This is a genomic window from uncultured Campylobacter sp. (assembly GCF_938031315.1).
Classification (GTDB): Bacteria; Campylobacterota; Campylobacteria; order Campylobacterales; family Campylobacteraceae; genus Campylobacter_B.
Map to the genome: position 1 here is coordinate 1 of NZ_CALHHT010000302.1, position 2,539 is coordinate 2,539.

2 protein-coding genes are annotated in these 2,539 nt (G+C 41.6%); one reads left to right on the plus strand and one right to left on the minus strand.

Annotated features, from left to right (window positions below):
* Nucleotides 1-52: 52 nt before the first annotated feature.
* Nucleotides 53-1,054 (plus strand): SEL1-like repeat protein, encoded by a 1,002-nt coding sequence (locus tag Q0236_RS07500; RefSeq protein ID WP_297916566.1) that lies wholly within the window; start codon nucleotides 53-55, stop codon nucleotides 1,052-1,054.
* A 332-nt stretch (nucleotides 1,055-1,386) separates the two neighbouring features.
* Here Q0236_RS07500 and Q0236_RS07505 read toward each other — a convergent pair whose 3' ends face one another.
* Nucleotides 1,387-2,409 (minus strand): OmpA family protein, encoded by a 1,023-nt coding sequence (locus tag Q0236_RS07505; protein WP_297916569.1) that lies wholly within the window; start codon nucleotides 2,407-2,409, stop codon nucleotides 1,387-1,389.
* Nucleotides 2,410-2,539: the final 130 nt, after the last annotated feature.

The following is a 2,539-nucleotide window of genomic DNA, read 5'->3' on the forward strand; positions in this document are numbered from 1 at the left end:
AAGATTAAGCGAAAATGAAATAAAATAGCCGAAATTTCAGACGGAGCGATGTATGAAAAAGATATTTTTAGCGCTGATCGCCACGGCGACTTTAGTAGTGGCAAAACAGAGCGATTTTAATGAAAACGAACTGCAAAGTAAATGCGACAATAACGATGCATCAGCGTGTGCAAATCTCGGTAGCGCATATTACTTCGGAGAAAATATAAAACAGGATTATAAAAAAGCAAGCGAGCTATATTTGAAAGCTTGCGATTTAAAACATGGCGAAAGCTGCCATAATCTTGGAATTTTATATGAAAAAGGTGAAGGCGTGCAACAAAGCTACCAAAAAGCGGATCAATTCTATTCTAAAGCTTGCGATTTAGAAATTGCCGAAGGATGTTACAATCTTGGAGTCTTACACTATTTAGGCGAAGGCATAAAACAAAATATCGAGAAAGCAAGAAACTTACTTTCTCGAGCTTGTAATCTAGGATATGGGTTAGGATGTAATGATCTAGGGGCTTTATATGAAAAACAAGATTATAAAAAAGCGAGTGAATTGTATTCTAAAGCTTGTAATTTAGGATATGGCATAGGATGTACTAATCTTGGAATTTTATATGAACACGGCAAAGGCATAAATAAAGATTATAAAAAAGCGAGCAAGCTATATTCTCAAGCTTGCGACCTAGAACATGACGCAGGATGCAACAATCTAGGGTTTTTATATGAACAAGGAGAAGGTGTAGAACAAAACTATAATAAAGCAAATGAGTTATATTCTAAGGCTTGTGATTTAAAATATGGCAAAGGGTGCTATAATCTAGGAGTTTTGTATAGCTCTGGCAAAGGCGTAAAGCAAGATTATAAAAAGGCAAATGAACTATATCTAAAAGCTTGCAATTTAAAAGATGGAAGCGGATGCTATAATATCGGAATTTCATATTATTTAGGAAAAGGCATAAGTCAGAATATAAGTATGGCAAAAAAATACTTCAGCAAGGCTTGCGATTTGGGTGATCAAGCCGGTTGTGACGGATATAGAAAGCTAAACGAACAAGGCTTTTAATCCATTTAAATTTTAAGCCGCTCGCGAAATCCGCTTAAATTTACGGCTTAAATTTAAAGGTCTAAATTTAGACTATATCATCCGCAGGGCAACACTAAAAGCGCGTCAAAATGCGTGGGCTTTAAATTTAAGCCCATTCCGCCGCGGCAGGCGTTACATAAACGCCACGTAAGGGCTACGGTAAAATTTAGCGAGCCGCTCGTTCATAATATTCGCGCCAAAATAAAAGGATACATTCTGCCGCCGTTGAAATTTCAGATGAGACATTAATTCTTTAAGAATTTTAAAATTTTAAGCCCTCTTTTTTGGGGATTAAAATTTCGAGCGAGCCACTAATTCGTAGCGTTCGCGTCGAACTGCAAAAATTTCCTGATCTCCTCCATCGCCTCTTTGTTTGAGAGCGTAAATTTTATCTCGATACGGCGGCTGGCGTCCTTGTCCTCGACGCCTCTGCGCATCACGGGCTGCGTATAGCTGCGACCGCTGGCTATGAGATATTTTTGCAGCCGCTCATCTTTATTCCACGAGTTTATGAAATCCATCACGGCAAACGCCCTGTTTTGCGACAGCTCGAGGTTGTATAAATACCCGCCGTCGCTGTCCGTGTGCCCCTCGATGATGATCTGATCTAAATTTTCGCGAATTTCATCGTTATCCAAAAGCGCGGCAAAATAACTCTGTAGCGTCGAGCGGAGCGCCTCTTTGGCGCCCTCTTTCAGCTCGCTTGAGCCCTTGTCGAAAAGGATCGACGAGCTTAGCGTCATCGCGCCGCTTTCGTTATCGATGCGGATCTTGCCGCCCAGCTTCTCCTTCAGATCGGCGATGATCTTGACCTTCATTCCGGTTAGGTTACGGATGCGGTTTTTCGTGACGTTGAGGTCTTGTAAAATTTTATTAAAATCGCTCTGCTTCTGCGTGAGCTGATCGAGCAAAAAGGCGATCTTAAGCTCGTTTTGGCTGATCGTAGCGTTGGCGTCGTCGCGCGCTTTTTGCAGAAGCGAGTTGATGTCTAAATTCTCTTTTTTCAGCTTCTCCGCCATCTCTGTTAGATCTTCGATCTGTATGAAATAGATGGAATTTTGCTTGCGAAGGTCGGTATTTTCGATGTTTAGCTTCTCAAGCTGGTCGCTAAAAATTTTATTCAGCGCCTCAAGCTCGGCGCTTTTTTTCTCCTGGCTTTGCAGGCTTGCTAGCGCGCTTGAAATTTGACTTTCTTTCTCTTGTAGGTTGCTTTGCGTGAGGAAGTATTTGACGATGATGCCGCCTACTAAAAGCACGAAAACAAAAAGTAGTCCCGCCATCAAATCGGCGTACGCGATCCAAAAGGTCTCTTTTTCTTCGTTATTCGTTTTCATCTAAAAGTGCTTTTTCATCGATGCTCGCAAGCGTTTTGCGAAGCTCTTCGATTATGTCGGCGTTGCCGCTTTGATCCAAATTTGCACCTCCTAGCAGCGTCTTCAGATCGGCGCTAAATTCTTTAAAGCT